Below are 19938 nucleotides of genomic sequence, written 5' to 3' on the forward strand. Positions count from 1 at the left end.
TGACGCGATGGGCCATGTGCTCACCGTCACCGACGCGCTCAACCGCGTCACCACCCATGTCTACGACAAGCTCGGTCGCGAGGTGAAGACCATCGACGCCCGCAACGGCGAGTGGACGCTGGAGTACGACAAGGTCGGCAATATCGTGGCGTCCACCGACGCGCTCGGCCGGCGCACCGTCAGCGTCTACGACGCGCTGGACCGCGCCATCGAGGTCCATCAACCGGACCCGGACGGCAACGGCGGCCAGGCCGCGCCGGTCAGCCTGATGTCCTACGATGAGGTGGGCAATCTGCTGTCGATGACCGACGCCGTCGGCCGGCGCACCGTCAGCGTCTACGACGCGCTGGACCGCGCCATCGAGGTCCATCAACCGGACCCGGACGGCAACGGCGGCCAGGCCGCGCCGGTCAGCCTGATGTCCTACGATGAGGTGGGCAATCTGCTGTCGATGACCGACGCCGTCGGCGCCGTCACGCGCTACGCCTACGACGAGCGCAACCGCGCCGTCAAGATGACCGACGCGCTGGACGGCGTCATGCTAACCGGCTACGACGCCGCGGGCCGCGTCACCTCGGTGACCGATGCGCTCGGGCGCGTGACGAAGACGGCCTACGACGCCCTCGGCCGTGTCACCGGCATCATGGCCCCCGACCCGGACGGCGCCGGCGGCCAGAGCGCCTCGGAGACCCGCTTTTCCTATGACGCCGCCGGCAATCTGCTGCGCCGTACCGACGCGCTCGGCCGCGTCACGCAGTACGGCTATGACGCGCTGAACCGCCGCATCGAGATCGTCGACGCCGCCGGCCAGACCACCACGCTGGCCTACGACGAGGTGGGGCGCCTGCTGCTCAGCACCGATGTGCTGGGCAACGCCACCAGCTACGCCTACGACAGGCTGGGCCACCTGCTCAGCAGCACGCGCCCCGACCCGGACGGCAGCGGCAGCCAGACCGCACCGGTGACGCGCTACGCCTATGACGCGGCGGGCAATATCGTGTCGGTGACCGACGCGATGAACGGCGTCACGAGCTTCGGCTACGACGAACTGAACCGCCGCGTCACGACGACCGATGCGCTGAACCAGAGCAGCAGCGTTGCCTACGACGCCGTCGGCAATATGACCCGCAGCACCGACGCCGCCGGTCGCGTGACCCTGCGCAGCTATGACGCGCTGGACCGCCTGGTCAGCGTGACCGCGCCGGATCCCGACGGCGCCAACGGCCCGCTGGCCGCGCCGGTGACGCAGTTCCGCTACGACGCCAACGGCCGCGAGATCGAACGCATCGACGCGCTGAACCGCAGCAGCTTTACCGAGTACGACAAGCTGGGCCGCACCGTGGCCGTCAGGGACGCGCTGAACGGCGTGATGTCCATGGTCTACGACGCGGTCGGCAACCTGGTCACGCAGACCGACGCGCTGGGCCGCAAGACCCACTACGCCTACGACGGCATGAACCGCCGCATCGGCATGCTGCAGCCCGATCCGGACGGCAGCGGCCCCGAGACCGCGCCGGCCACCGTCGTCATCTACGACGCCGTCGGCAACGTCACCAGCATCACCGACCCGCTGAACCGCACGACCCGCTACGCTTACGACCTGCTGGACCGCAATACCAGCGTGACCGATGCGCTGAACCAGGTGACGCGCAGCGTCTACGACAAGGCCGGCAACCGCGTCGCCAGCATCGACCAGGCCGGCCAGGTGACGAGCTATGCCTACGACGCGCTGTACCGCCTCGTCAGCGTCACCGAGCCAGACCCGGATGGCAGCAGCGGCGCGCAGACCGCGCCCGTCACCCGCTTCGGCTACGACGCCAATGGCAACCGGACCAGCGTCACCGACGCGCTGAACCGCAGGACCACCACCGCCTACGACGCGCTCAACCGCGTCAAGAGCGTCACCGATGCGCTGAACGGCGTGAGCAGCGTGCAGCGCGACGCCGTGGGCAATATCACGTCCTCCACCGACGCGCTGAACCGAAGCACCTTCTTCGCCTATGACAATCTCGACCGCCTGGTCAGTACAAGGGACCCGCTGAACCACGTCACCCGCCGCGACTACGACGCAGTGGGCAATGTCCTTGCGACGACCGATGCGCTGAACAAGGTCACGCGCTACGAGTACGACGCGCTGAACCGCAATATCACGGTCACCGATGCGCTCGACGGGGTGACCCGCATGGCCTATGACGCGGTGGGCAACCGGGTCAGGACGACCGACGCGCTGGGCCATGTGCGCACGGATATCTACGACGACCTGAACCGTCGCATCGCCCATACCGAACCCGACCCGGACGGCGTCGGCGGCCAGGCCGCGGCCGTCACCCGCTGGAGCTATGACGCGGCCGGCAACCTGCTGAGCAGCACCGACCCGCTGAACCAGGTGAGCACGCGCAGCTACGACGCGCTGAACCGCCTGCTGACCGAGACCGACCCGCTGAACGGCGTGACCCGCTACAGCTACGACAGCCGCGGCAACCTGGCCTCCTTCACCGACGCCAACAACTACCGTACCGACTACGCCTACGACGCGCTGAACCGACGCGTCGTCGAAATGGATCCCTTCGGCGCCAGCAGCAGCTTCGACTACGACGCGGTTGGCAATCTGGTGTCGCAGAAAGACCGGCTCGGCCGGGTCAGCAGCTATGGCTACGACGCCCTGAACCGCCGCAGCAGCGAACAGTGGCTGGACGCACAGGGCCAGGCCACGCGCACGATCACGCGCAGCTACGACGCCGCCGGCCAGCTGCTGAGCGTCAGCGATCCCGACGCAAGCTACAGCTACAGCTACGACCTTGCCGGCCGCCTGCTCAGCCAGGACAACGCCGGCAGCAGCGGCCAGCCGCACGAGCTGACGGTCTACGGCTACGACGACGCCGGCCGCCAGACCAGCGCGGTCCAGCAGGTCAACGGCCAGAACCTGCTGAGCACCAGCCGGGTCTACGACGCGCTGGGTCGCCTGACCCAGGTCAGCCAGTCCGGCAGCGCTGCCGGTGTGGGTGCGCGCGTGACGATCGCCTACGACGCCATCGGCCAGACCCTGGCCGTGGACCGCTTCGTCGGGGCCAGCGGCAGCGCCGCCGTCACCACGCGCTATACCTGGGACGAGGCCGGCCGCGTGCTGGAGATCAAGCATGCCAATGCCGGCGGCACGATCAACGACATCGTCCATAGCTGGGACCTGGCCGGCCGCCTGCTGTCCACCAGCAGCAGCGACGGCAGCACGCAATACAGCTACGACGCCCGCGGCCAGCTGACCGGCGTCGATTTCAGCTTCCAGCCCGACGAGTCCTTCGGCTACGACGCCAACGGCAACCCGACCAGCGGCGGCACGACGACGGGCACGGCCAACCGCGTGCTCAGCGACGAGCGCTACAGCTACAGCTACGACGCCGAAGGCAACCGCCTGACGCGCAGCGAGACCGCCACCGGCCTCGTCACCCGCTACAGCTGGGACCAGCGCAACCGCCTGGTCGCTGCCACCATCAGCACGGCCCAGGGCGAGCTCATTCACAACGAGGCCTTCCGCTACGACGCCTTCGACCGCCGCATCAGCCGCAGCGAGGACGCGGACGGCGCCGCTGCGGGCGCGGCCGTCACCGAACACCTGTTCAACGACGGCAGTCAGGTCGCCCTGGTGCTGAACGGCGCCGGCACGGTGCTGCAGTCCTTCCTCTACGGCAGCCGCAGCGACCAGGTGCTGATGGAGCGCCATGGCGCGAGCTTCAGCTGGTCGCTGGCCGACCACCTGGGCACGGTGCGCGACGTCACCGACCTCGACGGCGATCTGCTCAACCATCTGCGCTACAACGCCTTCGGCCTGATCAGCAGCCAGAGCAACGCCGCCGCGGCGCCGCGCTACAGCTTCACCGGCCGCGAGTTCAACGCCGCGCTGGGCCTCTACGAGCTGCGCGCCCGCTGGTACGACCCGCAGGGTGGCCGCTTCATCAGCGAGGATCCGTCCGGCTTTGCCGGCGGCGACGCCAACCTCTACCGCTACGCCGCCAACGACCCGATCACCCGCTTCGACCCGACGGGCCTGTCCGCCAGCTTCTGGGACGAATACGGAAACCCGGCGGTCGAGACCGCCAAGGACATGGTCGATCCCAACACCATCGGCCAGGGCCTGGTCGGCGGCGGGGTCGCTGTGGGCCACTTCTTCGCCTCTTTCGCCACCGGCGTGGCCGACCTGGTCTGGTTCGCCGGCGATGCGGTGGGCGTGGGCGGCACCGCCCTGGCCGGCAAGGCCCAGTCGGCCTTCGGCCGCCTGATCGGCGACGCGCAGATGCAGCGCGACGGCGAGGCGCTCTACAACGCGGCCGTCGGTCCCATCATCGACAAGTTCACCCGCCCCTGCGGCGACTTCCTGCAGGCCATCGTCAGCCTGCCCAGCATGATCTCGCCCTCCAAGGGCCTGACCACGCGGCTCAACGAATGGGAAGACGGCGTGTTCGACCAGTGGTCACCCGGCTACCGCCACGCGGCCCAGGCCGCGCGCACCGCGACCGACATCGCCAGCATCTTCCTCGACCCGCTGGCCGCCACCAGCCTGGTCAGCAAGGCCAAGGGCGTCGGCAACCTGGGCGAAAGCCTGGCCAAGCTCGGCTCCGCCAGCCGCGCCGAGTTGGCCGAGCTGCGCCTGCAGCGCCAGGCCAGCCAGTTCGGCCGGGCCGCCACCGAGGCCGAACTCGCCGCCGTGCGCGCAGCCGAGCGCTCCGGCATCAAGCTGAGCGAGATCGACAAGCTCAGCAACGGCCTGGTGCGCCAGACCGAACTCGAAGCCCAGATGGCCCGCGCCCAGGCCGGCAGTTCGGCGGCCATGCACCAGGCCGATGAGGCGCTGAGCAGTGCCCGCAAGACCGTGGACGGCATGCGGCCCGATCAGAACCGGGCCCATGTGCTGATCGAGAAGCTCGCGGCGACCCGGGCCGCGGACGAGGCGGATCGCCTGGCCGGCATCAAACATGCGCTGCCCGATGTGCCCTCCACCAAGGTGGACGAGAAGGTCAAGCAGATCAAGGAAGCGCTGAAGGCGAAATTCGGTTCCACCAGCGCGGCCTCCCAGGGCGAGAAGCTGGCGATCGCGACCGAGATCGAGCGCGCCGCACGCGAAGGCATGACGATCTCGACCGAAGCCGGCCGGGTGACCGGCAAGCTGCGCGTCGAGGTGCGCTCGGCCGACTACGCGACGGCGGCAGGCAACCGCTTCGGCGCCTGGCTGGGCCTCGAAGCCAAGCCGGAGGCGGTGAAGGCCAAGTCCCTGTTCGGCCTGGTGCCCAAGGACGGGCTGGAGAACCTGGGGAAGAAGATCGCCGGCGAAGGCGGCCTGCTCAAGTCCATCTGGAACACCGAAGGTGCATGGAACGAGAAGTTCGGCAACTGGATGCGGAGCAACTTCTACCGCGGCGACCAGGACATCGCGCGCGCCACGCTGACCTATGTCAACGCCGACAAGCGGCTGGTGACCTATTCGCTCAGCAACAGCGAGATCCTGGCGATGGGCGACCGCATGAACCTGACGCTCGCCGCCCAGGGCCACACGCCGTCCTTCCTGCACGGCGCGCACACGACGATGGACGTGCCCTGGGGCGGCTATGTGGACGCGGAGCTGATCAGCAAGATCGGCGAGCCGGGCTCGGTCACGCAGTTCCGCATGGACTACGGCACCGGCACGATGCTGGGACGCGAGCGCAGCGCCACCCAGTACCGCAGCATCATCGAGAACAGCGGCGGCACCAGCCTGTGGCACGAAAGCTGGAACGCGAAGTCGGCTATTCCCGGGCCGGCCGACCAGGCGCCGATCTGGAAAGACATCTCCGGCCACGCCACCGAGGCGACCTTCATGGGCACGCCCAGCAAGGCAGCGACCCAGACGGCGCCCATCCCGCTCAAGCGCGCGGTGCCGCTCACGGCGGCAGGCAATCCGATCTACCTGGCTCCCGAGCGCATGGCGCAGATCCAGCACGAGCTGGCCGCGGGTCGCTGGGCGATGGACGAGCCGGATATCAACAACTTCACGCCGATGCAGTATGTCGACGGCCTGATGCAGGCCAAGGACGAGGCCTCGCGCGGCCTGCTGCAGGCGTGGCGCGACGCCGCGCAGATCATGAGCAGCCGCGACCAGGGCATTCCGGTCGGCGGCATCATGGAGCTCTACCTCTACCGCCTCGGCGGTGGCCAGTTCCTGGGCACGGCCGCGTCCGGCGCCGGCGCCCTGGCCACCCAGCCCGATATGGGCTCGGTGCTGGAGCTCAACCGGCTGGCCGGCGAGTTCTGGGGCCAGGCGCTCAACAGCGTCGACGCCGCCCGGCTGGCGAGCAATCTGCGCATCTCCTTCGCCGACCTCCCCGCCGGCGAGCTCGGCGAGGCCTTCATCACGCAGCTGGATGCCGAGGGCCTGCCGTCCGAGGGTCGAATCGTGCTGGACCTCGACGCCGACGGCCATGGCTGGTACCTCGACCCCACGCCGCTGGACGACAGCGAGTTCAAGGGCGCCGTCGGTTCGCCCGCCGCCGGCCGCTACGACCTGCTCACCGTTCTGGCGCATGAGCTTGGCCACACGCTGGGCTTCCTGAAGGGCTTCGCCGGCTTCGACCGCTCCCTGCTCAGCCACGCCGACGGCGCGGTCAGCTTCCGCACTGCGACCTTCAGCGCCGCGCTGATCTCGGGCGGCGAGCACCTCGCGGGCAGCGCCGTCGCGGGCGACCTGATGAGCGTCGGCCTGGGCGTGGGCCAGCGCCGCCTGCCCTCGCTGCTGGACGCGCAGATCGTGGCCGCGGCCCGTGCCGGCGCGGTGGCCTCGGGTTTGCGCCAGCGGGTCAGCCTCGGCGGCTCGCACGACCTCGCCAACGAGGGCCTGCTGCCCAACGGCGACTTCAGCAATGCCGTCACCGGCTCGGCCGGCTTCGGCTGGAGCGCCAGCGGCGCGGCCTCGGTGCTGAACGGCCAGGGCGTGCTGGCCGAGACCTCCACCATCGCCTCGCGCTTCACGCAGACCACCGCCGTGCCCACCGGCGCGACGGTGCTGAGCTTCACCATCGTGCAGGCCGGCTTCGACGCAGCGGCCGGCGGCCCGCAGGACGCCTTCGAGGTGGCGCTGATCAATCCGGCGACCCGGCAATCGCTGCTCGGCGGCATCGGCCTCAGCAATACCGACGCGGTGCTCAATCTGCAGGCCGACGGCACGGTCTACCGCGCCTCGGGCCTGCGCTTCTCCGCGCTGGACGGCCGCCTGCTGGCCGCCCCGCCGGCCAGCGGCCCCTACCGGGTCAGCATCGCGCTGGGCAGCGCCGATCTGTCGCAGGGCCTGTCGCTGTACTTCGACCTGCTCGGCTTCGGGGCCCAGGGCAGCCGCGTGGTCATCGACGATGTGCGCTTCGAGGACGCGCTGCCCAGCAACGCGCTACCGGTGGCCCGACCGGACCTGGTCTTCACCGCCCAGGACACGCCGCTGATCTTCGACCCGCGCGCCAACGACAGCGACGCCAACGGCGACGCGCTGAGCATCGAGCTGCTCGGCAATCCGGCCCATGGCCAGGTCGCGCTGCTGGCCGATGGCCGCCTGAGCTATACGCCCGCTGCCGGCTTCAGCGGCAGCGACGTCTTCGGCTACCGCGTCTTCGACGGCATCGGCTGGTCGGAGCCGACCACGGTCAGCATCACCGTCACGCCGGCCGGCGGCCCGGCCAATACGGCGCCGGTCGCCAATCCGGACAGCGTCAGCACCGGCGCCAACGAAGCGGTCCGCTTCGACGTGCGCGCCAACGACGTTGACGCCGAGGGCGATGCGCTGCAGGTCACCGTGCTGAGCGCGCCGGCCCATGGCAGCGTTGTCCTGCAGGCCGACGGCAGCCTGCTCTACACGCCGCTGGCCGGCTATGTCGGCGCCGACAGCTTCAGCTACCAGCTCAACGACGGCCGCGCCAACTCGCAGCCGGCCCTGGTCAGCATCACGGTGACGGCCGCGCCGAACCATGCGCCGCAGGCGCTGGACGATGCGGCGACGACCCGTCAGGGCCAGGCCGTCGCGCTGGATCTGCTGGCCAACGACAGCGACGCCGACGGCGATCCGCTGACGGCCCGTATCGTCAGCGGCCCGGCCCATGGCAGCCTGAGCGTGGCGCCCGACGGCCGCTTCGTCTACACGCCCGAGGCCGGCTTCGTCGGCAGCGACAGCTTCAGCTACACCGCCAGCGACGGCCTGCTCGCCTCGGAACCGGCCACCGTCAGGATCACGGTGACGGCCCTGCCGCCGCCGGTCAACCAGGCGCCGGTCGCCGTCGACGATGCGCTGACGACGCCGCAGGACCAGGCCATCGTCTTCGACGTTCGCGCCAACGACAGCGATGCCGAGGGCGGCCCACTGACGGTCATCCTGCTGGGCGCGCCGGCCCATGGCAGCGTCGAGCTGCAGGCCGACGGCCGGCTGCGCTACACGCCGGCCGCCGGGTATGCGGGCAGCGACGCCTTCAGCTACCAGCTCAGCGATGGTGACCTGCTCTCGGCCCCGGCGACGGTGCGCATCGAGGTGAGGCCGGTGATCGTCAGCGAGCCGCCGCTGGCCGTCGACGACGCGCTGAGCCTGGCCGAGGACGGCAGCCTACGCTTCGATCCGCGCGCCAACGACCGTGCCGCGCCCGGCCGCAGCCTGACGGTGGAGCTGCTCAGCGCGCCCGCCCATGGCCGGCTGCAGGCCCAGGCCGATGGCAGCTTCAGCTACACGCCGGACGCCGACTTCTTCGGCAGCGACGGCTTCAGCTACCGAGTCAGCGACGGCCTTGCGAACAGCGGCATCGCCCGGGTGGCGATCACGGTCACGCCGGTCAACGATGCGCCGCTGCTGCAGGCGCCGGCCGAGCAGACGATCGACGAGGGCGGCAACCTGCTCGTGCAGCTGGATGCCAGCGACATCGACTCGGCCGGCCCGCTGCTCTACACGCTGCGCGAGGCGCCGGCCGGCGCCAGCATCGACGCCCAGGGCCGCATCGGCTGGCGCGCGCCCGATGGTGCGGGCGACGCCGTCTTCGTCGCCCGCGTCAGCGACGCTCAGGGCGCCTTTGCCGAGCGGCAGTTCCTCGTCCATGTCCGCAATGTGGCGCCCAGCGCCAGCTTCAGCGGCGCCGCCAGCGTGCTGGCCGGCCAGCCCTACACGCTCGGCTTCGCGCTGGCCGATCCGGGGCTGGACAGCGTCTCGGCGCTGGCCATCGACTGGGGCGACGGTCAGGTGCAGCAGCTGGCGAACTCGGCCCGCTCGGCCAGCCATGTCTACCAGGCAGCCATGAGCGGCGTGCAGATCCGTCTGCTGGTCAGCGACGAGGACGGCAGCTATGTCTTTGCCGGGCCGGCCCTCGAAGTGCAGCCGGTCTCGACCGCACCGCCGCCGGCCCCGGCGCCCGTGCCGCAGCCGGCGCCCGTGCCGCAGCCGGCGCCCGTGCCGCAGCCGGCGCCCGCGCCGCAGCCGGCGCCCGTGCCGCAGCCGGCGCCCGTGCCGCAGCCGGCGCCCGTGCCGCAGCCGGCGCCCGTGCCGCAGCCGGCGCCCGCGCCGCAGCCGGCGCCCGCGCCGCAGCCGGCGCCCGGCTTCGCCCTCGGCCCGGTGACGAACCGTCCGCAGCCGGGCGGCCTCGATCCGCTGCGCATCGGCATCACGCCCAGCAATCTCGCGGCGGCCGACTTCGGCATCGTCAGTCTGGGCCAGACCGTGCACTGGAATGTGCAGCCGCTGGCGCACGCCACGCAGGAAAGCCTGTCGCCGGCGCTGCAGAACCTGCCACAGCCGCTGACGCCGGAGGCTATCGCCGCGCTGATCGAGAGCCAGCCGACCTCGGCCGGCCAGCGCCCGGCGCTCTACGTCAGCGAGCTGTTCGCGACCGCCGGCGGCATCCACGTCCGCTTCAACAAGGCGCTGGACCTGCGCGCGCTGGCCCAGGGCGCGCCGCTGTCGGTGGGCCTGCTCAACCGCGACATCGTCGTGCTGCTGAACGGCCGCGAGCTGGCCGGCCGCCTGGTGGTCGATCCGGACGGCGCCGGCTTCCTGTTCGTGCCCGAGGGCGGCCTGCTGCCGGACGGCGAGTTCAGCATCACGCTGCGCACCGATGGCGGCAGCTTCATCAGCGTGGACGGCGAGGTGCTGGACGGCAACGACGACGGCCAGCCGGGCAGCGCCTTCAAGGCCCGCATGAGCGTCAAGCGTCCGGCCCTGCTGGGCCAGGCGCCGCTCGATCCGGCGCCCGGCGCGCTCGAGGCGGCCTGGTTCGCCACCGGCGGGCTCGGCGGCGCGGCCATGCTGGCCCTGGACGGCCGCCCGCGCCGCGACGATGCCGCCGACATCCGCCTGCGCCTGGAGCCCGGCCGCGTCGGGACGCCCACGGCCGGCGAGGACGAGCCCGCCGCCGGCTGGCTGGCCGCCTGGCTGGACGACAAGCCGGCCGCGGTCAACCGCTGGCGCATCGAACCCTGAACCTTCCCCTCGCTTCAGCCGATCCCAAGAACACCGGAGGACCTGATGATCATGTTCGAACCCCGCAAGCTCGCCGCCCGGCAGCGCACCCTGCTGTCGCTGCTGACCGCCGCGGCCGCGCTCGCCGTCACCGCCGCCCGGGCCGATACGCTGAGCGAGATCTACCTGCAGGTCCGCGCCAACGACCCGGTCTTCGGCGCCGCCCGGGCCCAGGCCGCGGCCGGCCGCGAAAAGGAGGCCCAGGGCCGCGCCGGCCTGCTGCCCAATGTCAGCGCCGGCGCCAGCCTGCAGCGCGTCGAGGAGCATTCGAGCTATGTCGAGGGCAATAAGCGCAGCTACTCGAACAAGCCCTGGAACCTGACCCTGAACCAGCCGCTGCTGCGCCTGGCCAATGTCAAGACCTACCAGCAGGGCGTGCTGCAGGCCGCGCTGGCCGACCAGCAGCTGCGCCTGGCCGAGCAGGAGCTGCTGCTGCGCACGGCCAAGGCCTATTTCGATGTGCTGCAGGCGCAGGACGCGATGACGGCGATGACGGCGCAGCTGGAGGCCTTTGCCCAGCAGCTGGCCCAGTCCAAGCGCAGTTTCGACGTCGGCCTGTCCAGCATCACCGAGCTGAACGAGGCGCAGACCCGCCACGACCTCGGCTTCGCCCAGGAGATCGCCGCGCGCAACGATCTGGAGGTCCGCCGCCGCACGCTGGAAAAGCTGCTCGGCCGCGAGCTGCCGCCGCTGGCGCCGGTCGATCCCGCTGCGCCGATCAATGTGCTGAGCCCCGCCGAGATCAAGCAGTTGCTGGAGCGCGCCCCGTTCGATGCGCTGCAGGTCGGCGCCGGCGAACTGGCCGAACAGGTGGCCGAGCTGGAAGTCGGCCGCCAGCGCGCCGCCCATGCGCCGACGGTCGATCTGGTGCTGCGCGCCGACGAGCGCAATGCCTCGGTCTATATCTCGCCGGGCAATTCGCGCAACTACACGGCCGGGCTGGAGCTGAATGTGCCGATCTTCCAGGGCGGCGCGATCTCGTCCTACACGCGCGAGGCCGAGGCCAATCTGGAGCGTGCCCGCCAGCAATTGCTGGACGCCCGCGCCCAGGCCACGCTGGAGGCCCGCCAGGCCTATCTGGGCGTGCAATCGGGCTCGGCCCTGTCCGCCTCGCTGCGCCAGGCGCAGGCCTCGGGCGAGACCCAGGTCAAGTCGACCACGCGCGGCTTCGAGGTCGGCACGCGCACCCGCGTGGACGTGCTGAACACCGTGCAGCAGCTCTATGCGACGCGTAAGGATCTGTCCGCCGCGCGCTACCAGACGCTGATGTCCAGCCTGCAGCTGAAGGCCGCGGCCGGCGCGCTCAGCGAGGGTGATCTGCGCGCGCTGGACCAGCTGCTGCTGCGCAACGCGCCGCAATGAGCGCCCCGGCGCCCTTGCCGCCGGGGACAGATCGTATTGATTTCAGGCGGCGCCAGCCCGTATAAGGGACGGGTCGCCCCCTCGCGGAATCCATGTCGCCCCTGCCTCCTCAGTCCGCCCAGACCGCCCTGCCCGCCGATGCCTGGCAGCTGCTTGCCCAGGCCCGCAGCGGCGACCAGCTTGCCCAGGCCTGGCTGACCGTGCTGTGCCAGGCCTTGCTGAAGGCCCGTGCCGGCCTGGTGCTGATGGCCCAGCCCGACGGCGCCTACGCGCCCGTGGCCGCCCTGCCGCCGGCGCGCGAGCTGCACTATCTGGCCGATATCGCCACCGAAGCCCTGCGCCAGCGCGCCGGCGTGCTGCGCCACAACGAAGCGGGCGAGGCCTTGCTGGCCTATCCGCTGACCTTGGCCGCCAGCCTGGCCGGCGCGGTCGTGCTGGACCTGGGCCCGGCCGATGCGGCGGCCGCCGAACGGGCGCGCCAGCTGACGCATTGGGGCGCCGGCTGGCTGATGGACCTGATGCGCCGGCTCGACCAGGCGCGCAGCGAGGCCGATGCGCGTCGCGCCCGCTTCCTGCTCGACACCGTGCTGGCGCTGCAGAACGAGGCCGGCACGCGCGAGGCCGCGATCGCGTTGGTGCATGCGGTCGGCCGCGAACTCGACTGCCGCCAGGTGCAGCTGGCGCTGGCCGAGGGCGGCAAGAAGACGCTGCGCCGGCTGGCCGTCTCGCATGCGGCCGTGTCCGACGACCGCAGCCGGCAGGCGGTGCAGGCGCTGCAGGCAATGCACGAGGCCTATGACCAGGGCCGGCCCCTGGTCTGGCCCGAGGCCCCGGCGGCCGACGGCGGGGCCGCCAGGATCACTGCCGGCCATGCGCGTTATGCCAGCGAAGCCGGCGCCAAGGCGCTGTGCGGCCTGCCGCTGACGGCCGCGCACGAGACGGTCGGCGTGCTGCTGCTGGAGCGCGACACGCCCTTCACGGCCGAGGAAGTCGAACTGCTCGAGGCGCTGGGCGCCGCCGTCGGCCCCTTGCTGCTCTTGCAGGGCGAGGCCGGCCAGGGCGTCGCCGGTCGCGCGCTGCGCTCGCTGCGCCGCGGCCTGGGCCGGGTCACCGACAGCTCGCATCCGGCGCTGAAGCTGGGCCTGGGCGCCGCCGCCCTGCTGCTTGTGCTGCTGGCCGTGGTGCCGGTGCCCTACCGCGTCACGGCCGGCGCCCTCGTCGAGGGGGCCCAGCAGCGCGCCGCCGTCGCGCCCTTCGAGGGCTATGTGCGCGAGGCGCCGGCCCGTGCCGGCGATACGGTCAAGGCCGGCCAGCTGCTGGCGCGGCTGGAGGACAAGGACCTGCTGCTGGAGAAGACGCGCTGGGAGTCCGAGCTGGACGTGGCCCTGCGCAAGGAGCGCGAGGCGATGGCACGCAGCAACCGCGTCGATCAGCGCCAGGCGGCCGCCCAGGCCAACCAGGCGCGCGCCCAGCTGGAGCTGGCCGGTTCCAAGCTGGAGCGCGTCGCCATCACCGCGCCCTTCGACGGCATCGTCGTCAAGGGCGATCTGTCGCAGCAGCTGGGCTCGCCGGTCGAACAGGGCAAGGTGCTGTTCGAGATCGCACCGCTGAATGCCTGGCGGGTGATCCTGAAGGTCGACGAGCGCGATATCGGCCGCGTCCAGACCGGCGCCGCCGGCACCTTGGTGCTGGCCAGCCTGCCCGGCCAGGACTGGCCCTTCACCGTCAAGAAGATCACGCCGGTCTCGGTGCCCGAGGACGGCCGCAACCAGTTCCGCGTCGAGGCCGAGCTGGGCGGCGAGGCGCCCAAGCTGAGCCCGAATATGGAGGGCGTCGGCAAGATCGAGGTCGGCCGGGCCAGTCTGCTCTGGGCATGGACCCATCCGCTGCTGGACTGGGCGCGCCTGGCCTGGTGGAAGCTGCTGCCATGAGCACGCGCGCGCTGCTGGCGCCGTACTGGTACCGGGTCGCGGCGCTGCGGCCGCGGCTGCGCGGCCATGTGCGCCTGCATCGGCACGAGTACCGGGGTCAGGTCTGGCATGTGTTCGAGGACCGCGCCAGCGGCCGCCACCACCGCTTCAATGCCCAGGCCTGGGGCGTCATCGGCCTGTTCGATGGCCGGCGCAGCCTGGACGAGATCTGGGCGCTGCTGTCGCGCGAGGTCAGCGACGCGACCCCGACCCAGGCCGACATCGTCAAGCTGCTGGGCCAGCTGCATGCGGCCGATCTGCTGCTCGGCGATGTCACGCCGGACACGGCCGAACTGTTCGAGCGGCGCGGCAAGCACGAGCGCAAGAAGTGGATGGGCCGGCTGGCCAACCCGATCTCGATGCGCTTCCCGCTCGTCGATCCGGACCGCCTGCTCGAGCGCCTGGCCGCCGCGCTGCGACCGCTGGGCGGACGCCTGATCCTGCTGGCCTGGCTGGCCGCCGTGCTGCCGGCGCTGCTGATGCTGCCCGCGCACTGGCGCGCGCTGACGCACAACTTCAGCGATCAATGGCTGGCCTCGGGCCAGCTGCTGATGCTGGCCGTGCTGTTCCCGCTGGTGAAGATCGCCCACGAACTGGGCCATGGCCTGGCCTGCAAATGGCTGGGCGGCGAGGTGCACGAGGCCGGCCTGCTGCTGCTGGCCTTCTACCCGGTGCCCTATGTGGACGTGACGAACTCGGCCGCCTTCGCCGGCAAATGGCAGCGTGCCCTGGTCGGTGCGGCCGGCATGCTGACCGAGCTCTTCATTGCCGCGCTGGCCTTCTATGCCTGGCTGGCGCTGGAGCCCGGCGTGGGCCGCGGCATCGCCCATGGCGTGGCGGTGCTGGCCAGCGTGACGACCCTGTTCTTCAATGCCAACCCGCTCTTGCGCTACGACGGCTATTACATCCTCGGTGACCTGATCGAGATCCCCAATCTGGGCCCGCGGGCGCGCCAGTACTGGCTGCAGCGGGTCGAGCAGCGCGTCTTCGGCGTGCAGCCCGAGGAGCCGATGAGCGTCACGCCCGGCGAGCGGCGCTGGTTCCTCGCCTACCAGCCGCTGTCGGCCGTCTACCGGCTGATGGTGTCGCTGGGCATCGCCCTCTTCGTCGCCCAGCGCTTCTTCTTCATCGGCGTGGCGCTGGCGGCGGTGAGCCTGGCCCAGGGCTTCGTCTGGCCGCTCGCCAAGGCGGTGCAGGCGCTGCTGACGGCGCCGCGCTTTGCCGCGCGCGGCCGGCGCGTGCGCCGGGTGCTGGGCGGCGGCGCCCTGCTCGCCGAACTGCTGCTCTTCGTCCTGCCGCTGCCCTATCACACCCATGCCGAGGGCGTGCTGTGGCTGCCCGAGCGCGCGATCGTGCGCGCGGCCACCGCCGGCTTCGTGCAGCAGGTGCTGGCCGAGCCGGGCCAGGCGCTGGCCGCCGGCCAGGCGGTGGTGCAGACGGTGGAACCGGCGCTGGAGGCAAGGCTGCAGGCGCAGGCGGCCAAGGTCGAGGAGACCGAGGCCCAGGTCGACGCCGCCTGGATCGCCTCGCAGGCCCATGCCCAGCAGCTGCTGAAGGACCTGGAGCGCGAGCGCGCCGCACTGGCCCGGCTGCAGGACGAGGCCGATCAGCTGACCCTGCGCGCCGGGGCGGCCGGCACCCTGCTGATGGACCGGCCCAGCGACCTGCCGGGCCGCTGGCTGCGCAAGGGCGAGGTGCTCGGCTATCTGCGCACCGGCGATGCGCCGCTGGTGCGCGTCGTCGTGCCGCAGTCCGACGTCGATCCGATCCGGCTGTCCACCGGCAAGGTCGAGCTGCGGCTGCCGCAGGCGACCGGGACGGTCTGGACGGCCTCCCTGCTGCGCGGCGTGCCGGCGGCCAGCCGCCAGCTGCCCAGCGCGGTGCTCGGCAGCCGCGGCGGCGGCCAGTTCATGACCGACCCGCAGGACGAGCAGGGCCTGCGCACCCTGGAATCGGTGTTCGAGTTCGAGCTGCTGCTGCCCAGCGAGGTGCCGCACGACTTCCTCGGCAGCCGCGTCCATGTGCGCTTCGAGCATCCGGCCGAGCCCATCGGCCTGCGTGCCTGGCGCGCGCTGCGTCGGGCCTTTCTGTCGACCTTGCATGTCTAGCGCCCTGCGACTGGCCCGCGGGGCCTTCCCCGAACGCGAGGACCGCGCGCCCTCGGCGGCCGACGCCTGGGCGCTGGAGCTGCTGGGCCGGCTGCGGCGCGGCCTGGCAGCGCCGGCTGCGCGCGAAGTCGCCCGGCTGGGCACCCTGCTGGCCGAGCAGGGCCCGCGCCTGCGCGCGCTGGACGAGGCGGCGCTGCTGGCCGAGCTGCGCGCGCTCGCGCCGGCCGCCGTGCGCGAGCTCGACACGCCCACGCTGCGCCGGGCGCTGCTCGCGATGGCCGAGCTGGCACGGCGCGCGCTGGGCCTGCTGCCCTACCCGGGCCAGCTGTTCGGCGCGATGACCCTGCTGCGCGGCCAACTGGCCGAGATGCAGACCGGCGAGGGCAAGACGCTGACGGCGGGCCTGGCCGCCTGCCTGGCCGGCCTCGCCGGCCTGCCGGTCCATGTGGTGACGGTCAACGACTACCTGGCCGGCCGCGATGCCGACAAGAACCGCGCGCTGTTCCAACGCGCCGGGCTGACGGTTGGTGTCGTCGCCCATGGCGTCGAAGCGGGGCAGCGCGCGCTGGCCTATGCCTGCGACATTTGCTACTGCACGAACAAGGAGCTGGTGTTCGACTATCTGCGCGACCGCGTCGCCATGGGCGGCCGCGCCAGCGCGGCGCAGCTGCGCGCGCGCCGCCTGGTCGGCGGGCCGGCGCGGCAGGGCGCCAGGCCGGCACAGCCGCTGCTGCGCGGCCTGCACTTCGCCATCGTCGACGAGGCCGACAGCATCTTCATCGACGAGGCCCGCACTCCGCTGATCCTGGCCATGCAGGCCGGCGAGGTCGATCATGCGGCCGCCCATGCGCAGGCGCTGGCGCTGGTGGCCGCCTTCGAGTGCGATGTCCATTACCGGCTCGACGCCGCGCGACGCGAGCTGCACCTGAGCGACGCCGGCCGCGCGGCGCTGGCCGCGGCCACGGCCGGCCTCGGCGCGCCCTGGACCGCCTCCCACCAGCGCGAGCACCTGGGCACGCAGGCGCTGCGCGCGCTGCATCTGTTCAGGCGCGACGAGCAGTACCTGGTCGACGCCGAGGGCAAGGTGCAGATCATCGACGAGTACACCGGACGCGTGCTGCCCGGTCGGACCTGGGAGCAGGGCCTGCACCAGATGATCGAGGCCAAGGAAGGGGTCGAGCTGAGCCAGCAGACGAGCACCCAGGCGCGCATCACCTACCAGCGCTTCTTCTGCCGCTATCTGCGCCTGTCCGGCATGAGCGGCACCGCGCGCGAGATGGCCGGCGAGTTTGCTGCCGTGTTCCGCCTGGCCACGGTGACCATTCCGACGCACCGGCCGAGCCGGCGCATCACGCTCGCGCCGCGCCTGCTGCCCGACGAGACGGCCAAATGGGCGGCGGTGGCCGAGTTCGTCGCCGAGCGCCACCGCGCCGGCCAGCCGGTGCTGGTCGGCACGCGCTCGGTGCGGTCCTCCGAGACCCTGGGCGCCCTGCTCTCGGCGCGTGGCCTGCCGCACCAGTTGCTGAACGCGCGCCAGGACGCCGCCGAGGCCGAGATCATCGCCGCGGCCGGCCGGCGCGGCGCGATCACGGTGGCCACCAATATGGCCGGCCGCGGCACCGACATCGGCCTGGGCGAAGGCGTGGCCGAGCTCGGCGGACTCTGCGTGGTGCTGACCGAATACCACGAGTCGCCGCGCATCGACCGCCAGCTGATCGGCCGCTGCGCGCGCCAGGGCGACCCCGGCAGCGCCATCGCCATCGTCGCGCTGGACGACGAACTGCTGCGCCAGCATGGCGGCAGCGAGGCCCGCCTGCTCGGCTGGGCCCTGGCCGGCGGCGCGGCCACCGTGCAGCGACTGCTGCAGCGCAGCCGCGCCGCCGCCCAGGCGCGGGCCGAGCGTCTGCATGCCCGCACCCGGCGCGAGACCATGCGCCAGGATCATCAACTCGACCGCATGACCGCCTTCTCCGGCGATCCCACATGAAACCGATGCCCGTCCGCCCCGCTGCTGCCGCACCTGCCGCACTTGCCGCCCTGACCCTGCTGCTGGCCGGCGTCCCTGCCCGCAGCGCCGAGCCCGGCTACACCTGCCTGATCGAGCCGATGCAGCGGGTCGAGCTGCGCAGCCCGGTCGAGGGGCGCATCGACGCGATCCATGTCGAGCGCGGCATGGAGGTCAAGAAGGGCCAGGTGCTGGTCGAGCTGGACACCGCCGTCGAGCGGGCCGCGCTGGAGGCGGCGCGCTTTCGCACCGTCATGCATGGCCAGGTGCAGAGCGCCGACAGCCGCCTCGCCGCCGCCAAGGAGAAGTTCCAGCGCCGCGACGCCCTGGTCAAGGAGCGCTATATCGCCACCCAGGACCGCGACGACTCGCTGGCCGAGATGCGCGTTGCCGAGGCCAATCTGGTCGAGGCGCAGGACAACCAGCGCCTGGCCGCGCTCGAGCAGCGCCGCCTGAGCGAGACCGTCGAGCAGCGCCGCCTGCGCAGCCCGATCAGCGGCGTCGTCACCGAGCGGCTGCAGGCGGTCGGCGAGGTTGCGCTCAGCGGCGACAACTCCAAGCCGGTGCTGCGCCTGGCCCAGACCGATCCGCTGCGCGTCGAGGTGGTGCTGCCGGTGGGCATGTACGGCAAGGTCAAGCGCGGCGACAAGGTCCAGGTCGATGCCGAGGCGCCGCTCGCCGGCCGCTACACCGCCAATGTCACCATCGTCGACCGCGTCGTCGACGCCGCCAGCGGCACCTTCGGCGTGCGCCTGGAACTGCCCAATCCCAAGGGCGAGATCCCGGCCGGCATCAAGTGCCGGGCACGCTTTTCCTGAGGCTGTCGCAAGGCCGCGCTCAGGGCGACGGTGCGCGCAGCAGCTGCCGCAGATCGTCCAGCCAGGCCGCATAAGCGCCCTCGCGCTCGGGCCCGACCAGGCGCAGCAGCGCCGACGGGTGTAGGGTCACCAGCACCGGAATGCCGTCCGCGCGATCGAACCAGTGGCCGCGCGCCTGCATCACCGGCACCGGCCGGCCCAGCAGGCTGCGTGCCGCGGTGGCACCCAGCGCGACGATGGCGCGGGGCCGGATCGCGGCGATCTCGCCCTCCAGCCATTGCGAGCAGGCCTCGGCCTCGCGCTGCGCGGGCGTCTTGTGCATGCGGCGCTTGCCGCGCAGCTCGTACTTGAAATGCTTGACGGCATTGGTGATGTAGACGGCCGCGCGCTCCAGCGCCAGCTCGCGCAGCGCCTCGTCGAGCAGGCGGCCGGCCGGGCCGACAAAGGGCCGGCCGGCCAGATCTTCCTTGTCGCCCGGCTGCTCGCCGACCAGCATCCAGCGCGAGCGCGCCGGGCCCTCGCCCCAGACCGTCTGGGTGGCGGGCGCCCATAGCGGGCAGTCACGGCAGCCGGCGGCCGCCTCTTGCAACTGCCTGAGCGTCGCTCGCATGGCCTTGGGCGGCAAGCGCCGTGTCGCGGTGGACGATCGCGCCGCGCGGCCCGCGCAGCAGGCTGCCCAGCGCCAGGCCGGAGGCAAAGGCGGCATAGACCAGCAACAGGCTGGACACGTCGATGCGGCGCTCGAAGCCCGGCGTCAGCCGCTCGGGCACCAGCTTGAGGTCGACGACGGCGGCCAGCGTCGTCACCGCCGCCGCGGTGCGCAGCGCCTGACGGGCATCGGGGCGGGCCTGCGCCGGCGAGGCCTTTTCATAGAAAAAGGCCCAGAACACCGAGGACAGGTGGTGGACCACCATGCCCAGCACGGTGTAGCGCAGGCTGGAGCGGTCCTGGCCGAGCGCGCGGGACCAGAGCCAGTGCGCCGGCGCGTTCAGCGGCGCCGCGCCGCTGCCGGCATCCCGGCGGCCGCGCCAGGCCAGCACCAGGGTCGACAGCGCGCTGGCCAGGCCACCGCTGAGCGCCGCATCGTCGAGCGCTTGCTTCCAGGGTTTCATCGGACGGCTCTCCTTGCAGGGGAACGAGGTTTGCCGATGTGGGGCAAGTGCCGTTCCTACTTCAG

Annotated in this window: 8 protein-coding genes (1 of these 8 only partly in view); 6 read left to right on the plus strand and 2 right to left on the minus strand. The window is 71.9% G+C overall.

The features are described 5' to 3' along the window. The 6 genes from QWJ38_RS14615 to QWJ38_RS14640 form a co-directional block, all read left to right on the plus strand. On the plus strand, nt 1–10459 hold the final stretch of the coding sequence (locus QWJ38_RS14615) for an Ig-like domain-containing protein (protein WP_290359847.1). The gene continues 32357 nt to the left of window position 1, outside the view; 10459 of the gene's 42816 nt are visible here — the last part of the coding sequence; the start codon falls outside the window, past its left edge; it ends in the stop codon at nt 10457–10459. Between the two features lie 51 nt (nt 10460–10510). Next, a complete protein-coding gene (locus QWJ38_RS14620; protein WP_290359848.1) occupies nt 10511–11860 on the plus strand; it encodes a TolC family outer membrane protein in 1350 nt (449 codons plus the stop codon). A 92-nt stretch (nt 11861–11952) separates the two neighbouring features. Beyond that, a complete protein-coding gene (locus tag QWJ38_RS14625; RefSeq protein WP_290359849.1) occupies nt 11953–13791 on the plus strand; it encodes a GAF domain-containing protein in 1839 nt (612 codons plus the stop codon). After that, nucleotides 13788–15938 (plus strand): PqqD family peptide modification chaperone, encoded by a 2151-nt coding sequence (locus tag QWJ38_RS14630; RefSeq protein WP_290359850.1) that lies wholly within the window; start codon nt 13788–13790, stop codon nt 15936–15938. The genes QWJ38_RS14625 and QWJ38_RS14630 overlap by 4 nt, the downstream gene beginning before the upstream one ends. Continuing rightward, nucleotides 15931–17925 carry a preprotein translocase subunit SecA gene (locus QWJ38_RS14635; RefSeq protein WP_290359851.1) on the plus strand — a complete coding sequence of 665 codons (1995 nt, stop codon included), beginning with the start codon at nt 15931–15933 and terminating at the stop codon, nt 17923–17925. The genes QWJ38_RS14630 and QWJ38_RS14635 overlap by 8 nt, the downstream gene beginning before the upstream one ends. Then, the gene (locus QWJ38_RS14640; protein WP_290359852.1) at nt 17922–18761 is read left to right on the plus strand and encodes an efflux RND transporter periplasmic adaptor subunit; all 840 of its coding nucleotides are present in this window, start codon (nt 17922–17924) and stop codon (nt 18759–18761) included. Before QWJ38_RS14635 ends, QWJ38_RS14640 begins: the two co-directional genes overlap by 4 nt. 19 nt (nt 18762–18780) lie before the next feature. Here the strand turns inward: QWJ38_RS14640 and QWJ38_RS14645 are convergent, their stop codons facing one another. Next, the gene (locus QWJ38_RS14645) at nt 18781–19350 is read right to left on the minus strand and encodes a UdgX family uracil-DNA binding protein (protein WP_290359853.1); all 570 of its coding nucleotides are present in this window, start codon (nt 19348–19350) and stop codon (nt 18781–18783) included. Further along, nucleotides 19322–19873, minus strand: a complete 552-nt coding sequence (locus QWJ38_RS14650) for a hypothetical protein (protein ID WP_290359854.1) — start codon at nt 19871–19873, stop codon at nt 19322–19324. The genes QWJ38_RS14645 and QWJ38_RS14650 overlap by 29 nt, the downstream gene beginning before the upstream one ends. Between the last annotated feature and the right edge of the window lie 65 nt (nt 19874–19938).

The sequence above is a fragment of the Roseateles violae genome, assembly GCF_030410485.1.
In the GTDB taxonomy this organism is placed as follows: domain Bacteria; phylum Pseudomonadota; class Gammaproteobacteria; order Burkholderiales; family Burkholderiaceae_C; genus Roseateles_D; species Roseateles_D violae.

What these genes read in the sequence shown, in the direction of transcription:
- QWJ38_RS14620 (WP_290359848.1), top strand. Translation starts at nt 10,511, where the DNA reads ATGTTCGAACCCCGCAAGCTCGCCGCCCGGCAGCGCACCCTGCTGTCG.
- QWJ38_RS14625 (WP_290359849.1), top strand. Translation starts at nt 11,953, where the DNA reads ATGTCGCCCCTGCCTCCTCAGTCCGCCCAGACCGCCCTGCCCGCCGAT.
- QWJ38_RS14630 (WP_290359850.1), top strand. Translation starts at nt 13,788, where the DNA reads ATGAGCACGCGCGCGCTGCTGGCGCCGTACTGGTACCGGGTCGCGGCG.
- QWJ38_RS14635 (WP_290359851.1), top strand. Translation starts at nt 15,931, where the DNA reads ATGTCTAGCGCCCTGCGACTGGCCCGCGGGGCCTTCCCCGAACGCGAG.
- QWJ38_RS14640 (WP_290359852.1), top strand. Translation starts at nt 17,922, where the DNA reads ATGAAACCGATGCCCGTCCGCCCCGCTGCTGCCGCACCTGCCGCACTT.
- QWJ38_RS14650 (WP_290359854.1), bottom strand. Translation starts at nt 19,873, where the DNA reads ATGAAACCCTGGAAGCAAGCGCTCGACGATGCGGCGCTCAGCGGTGGC.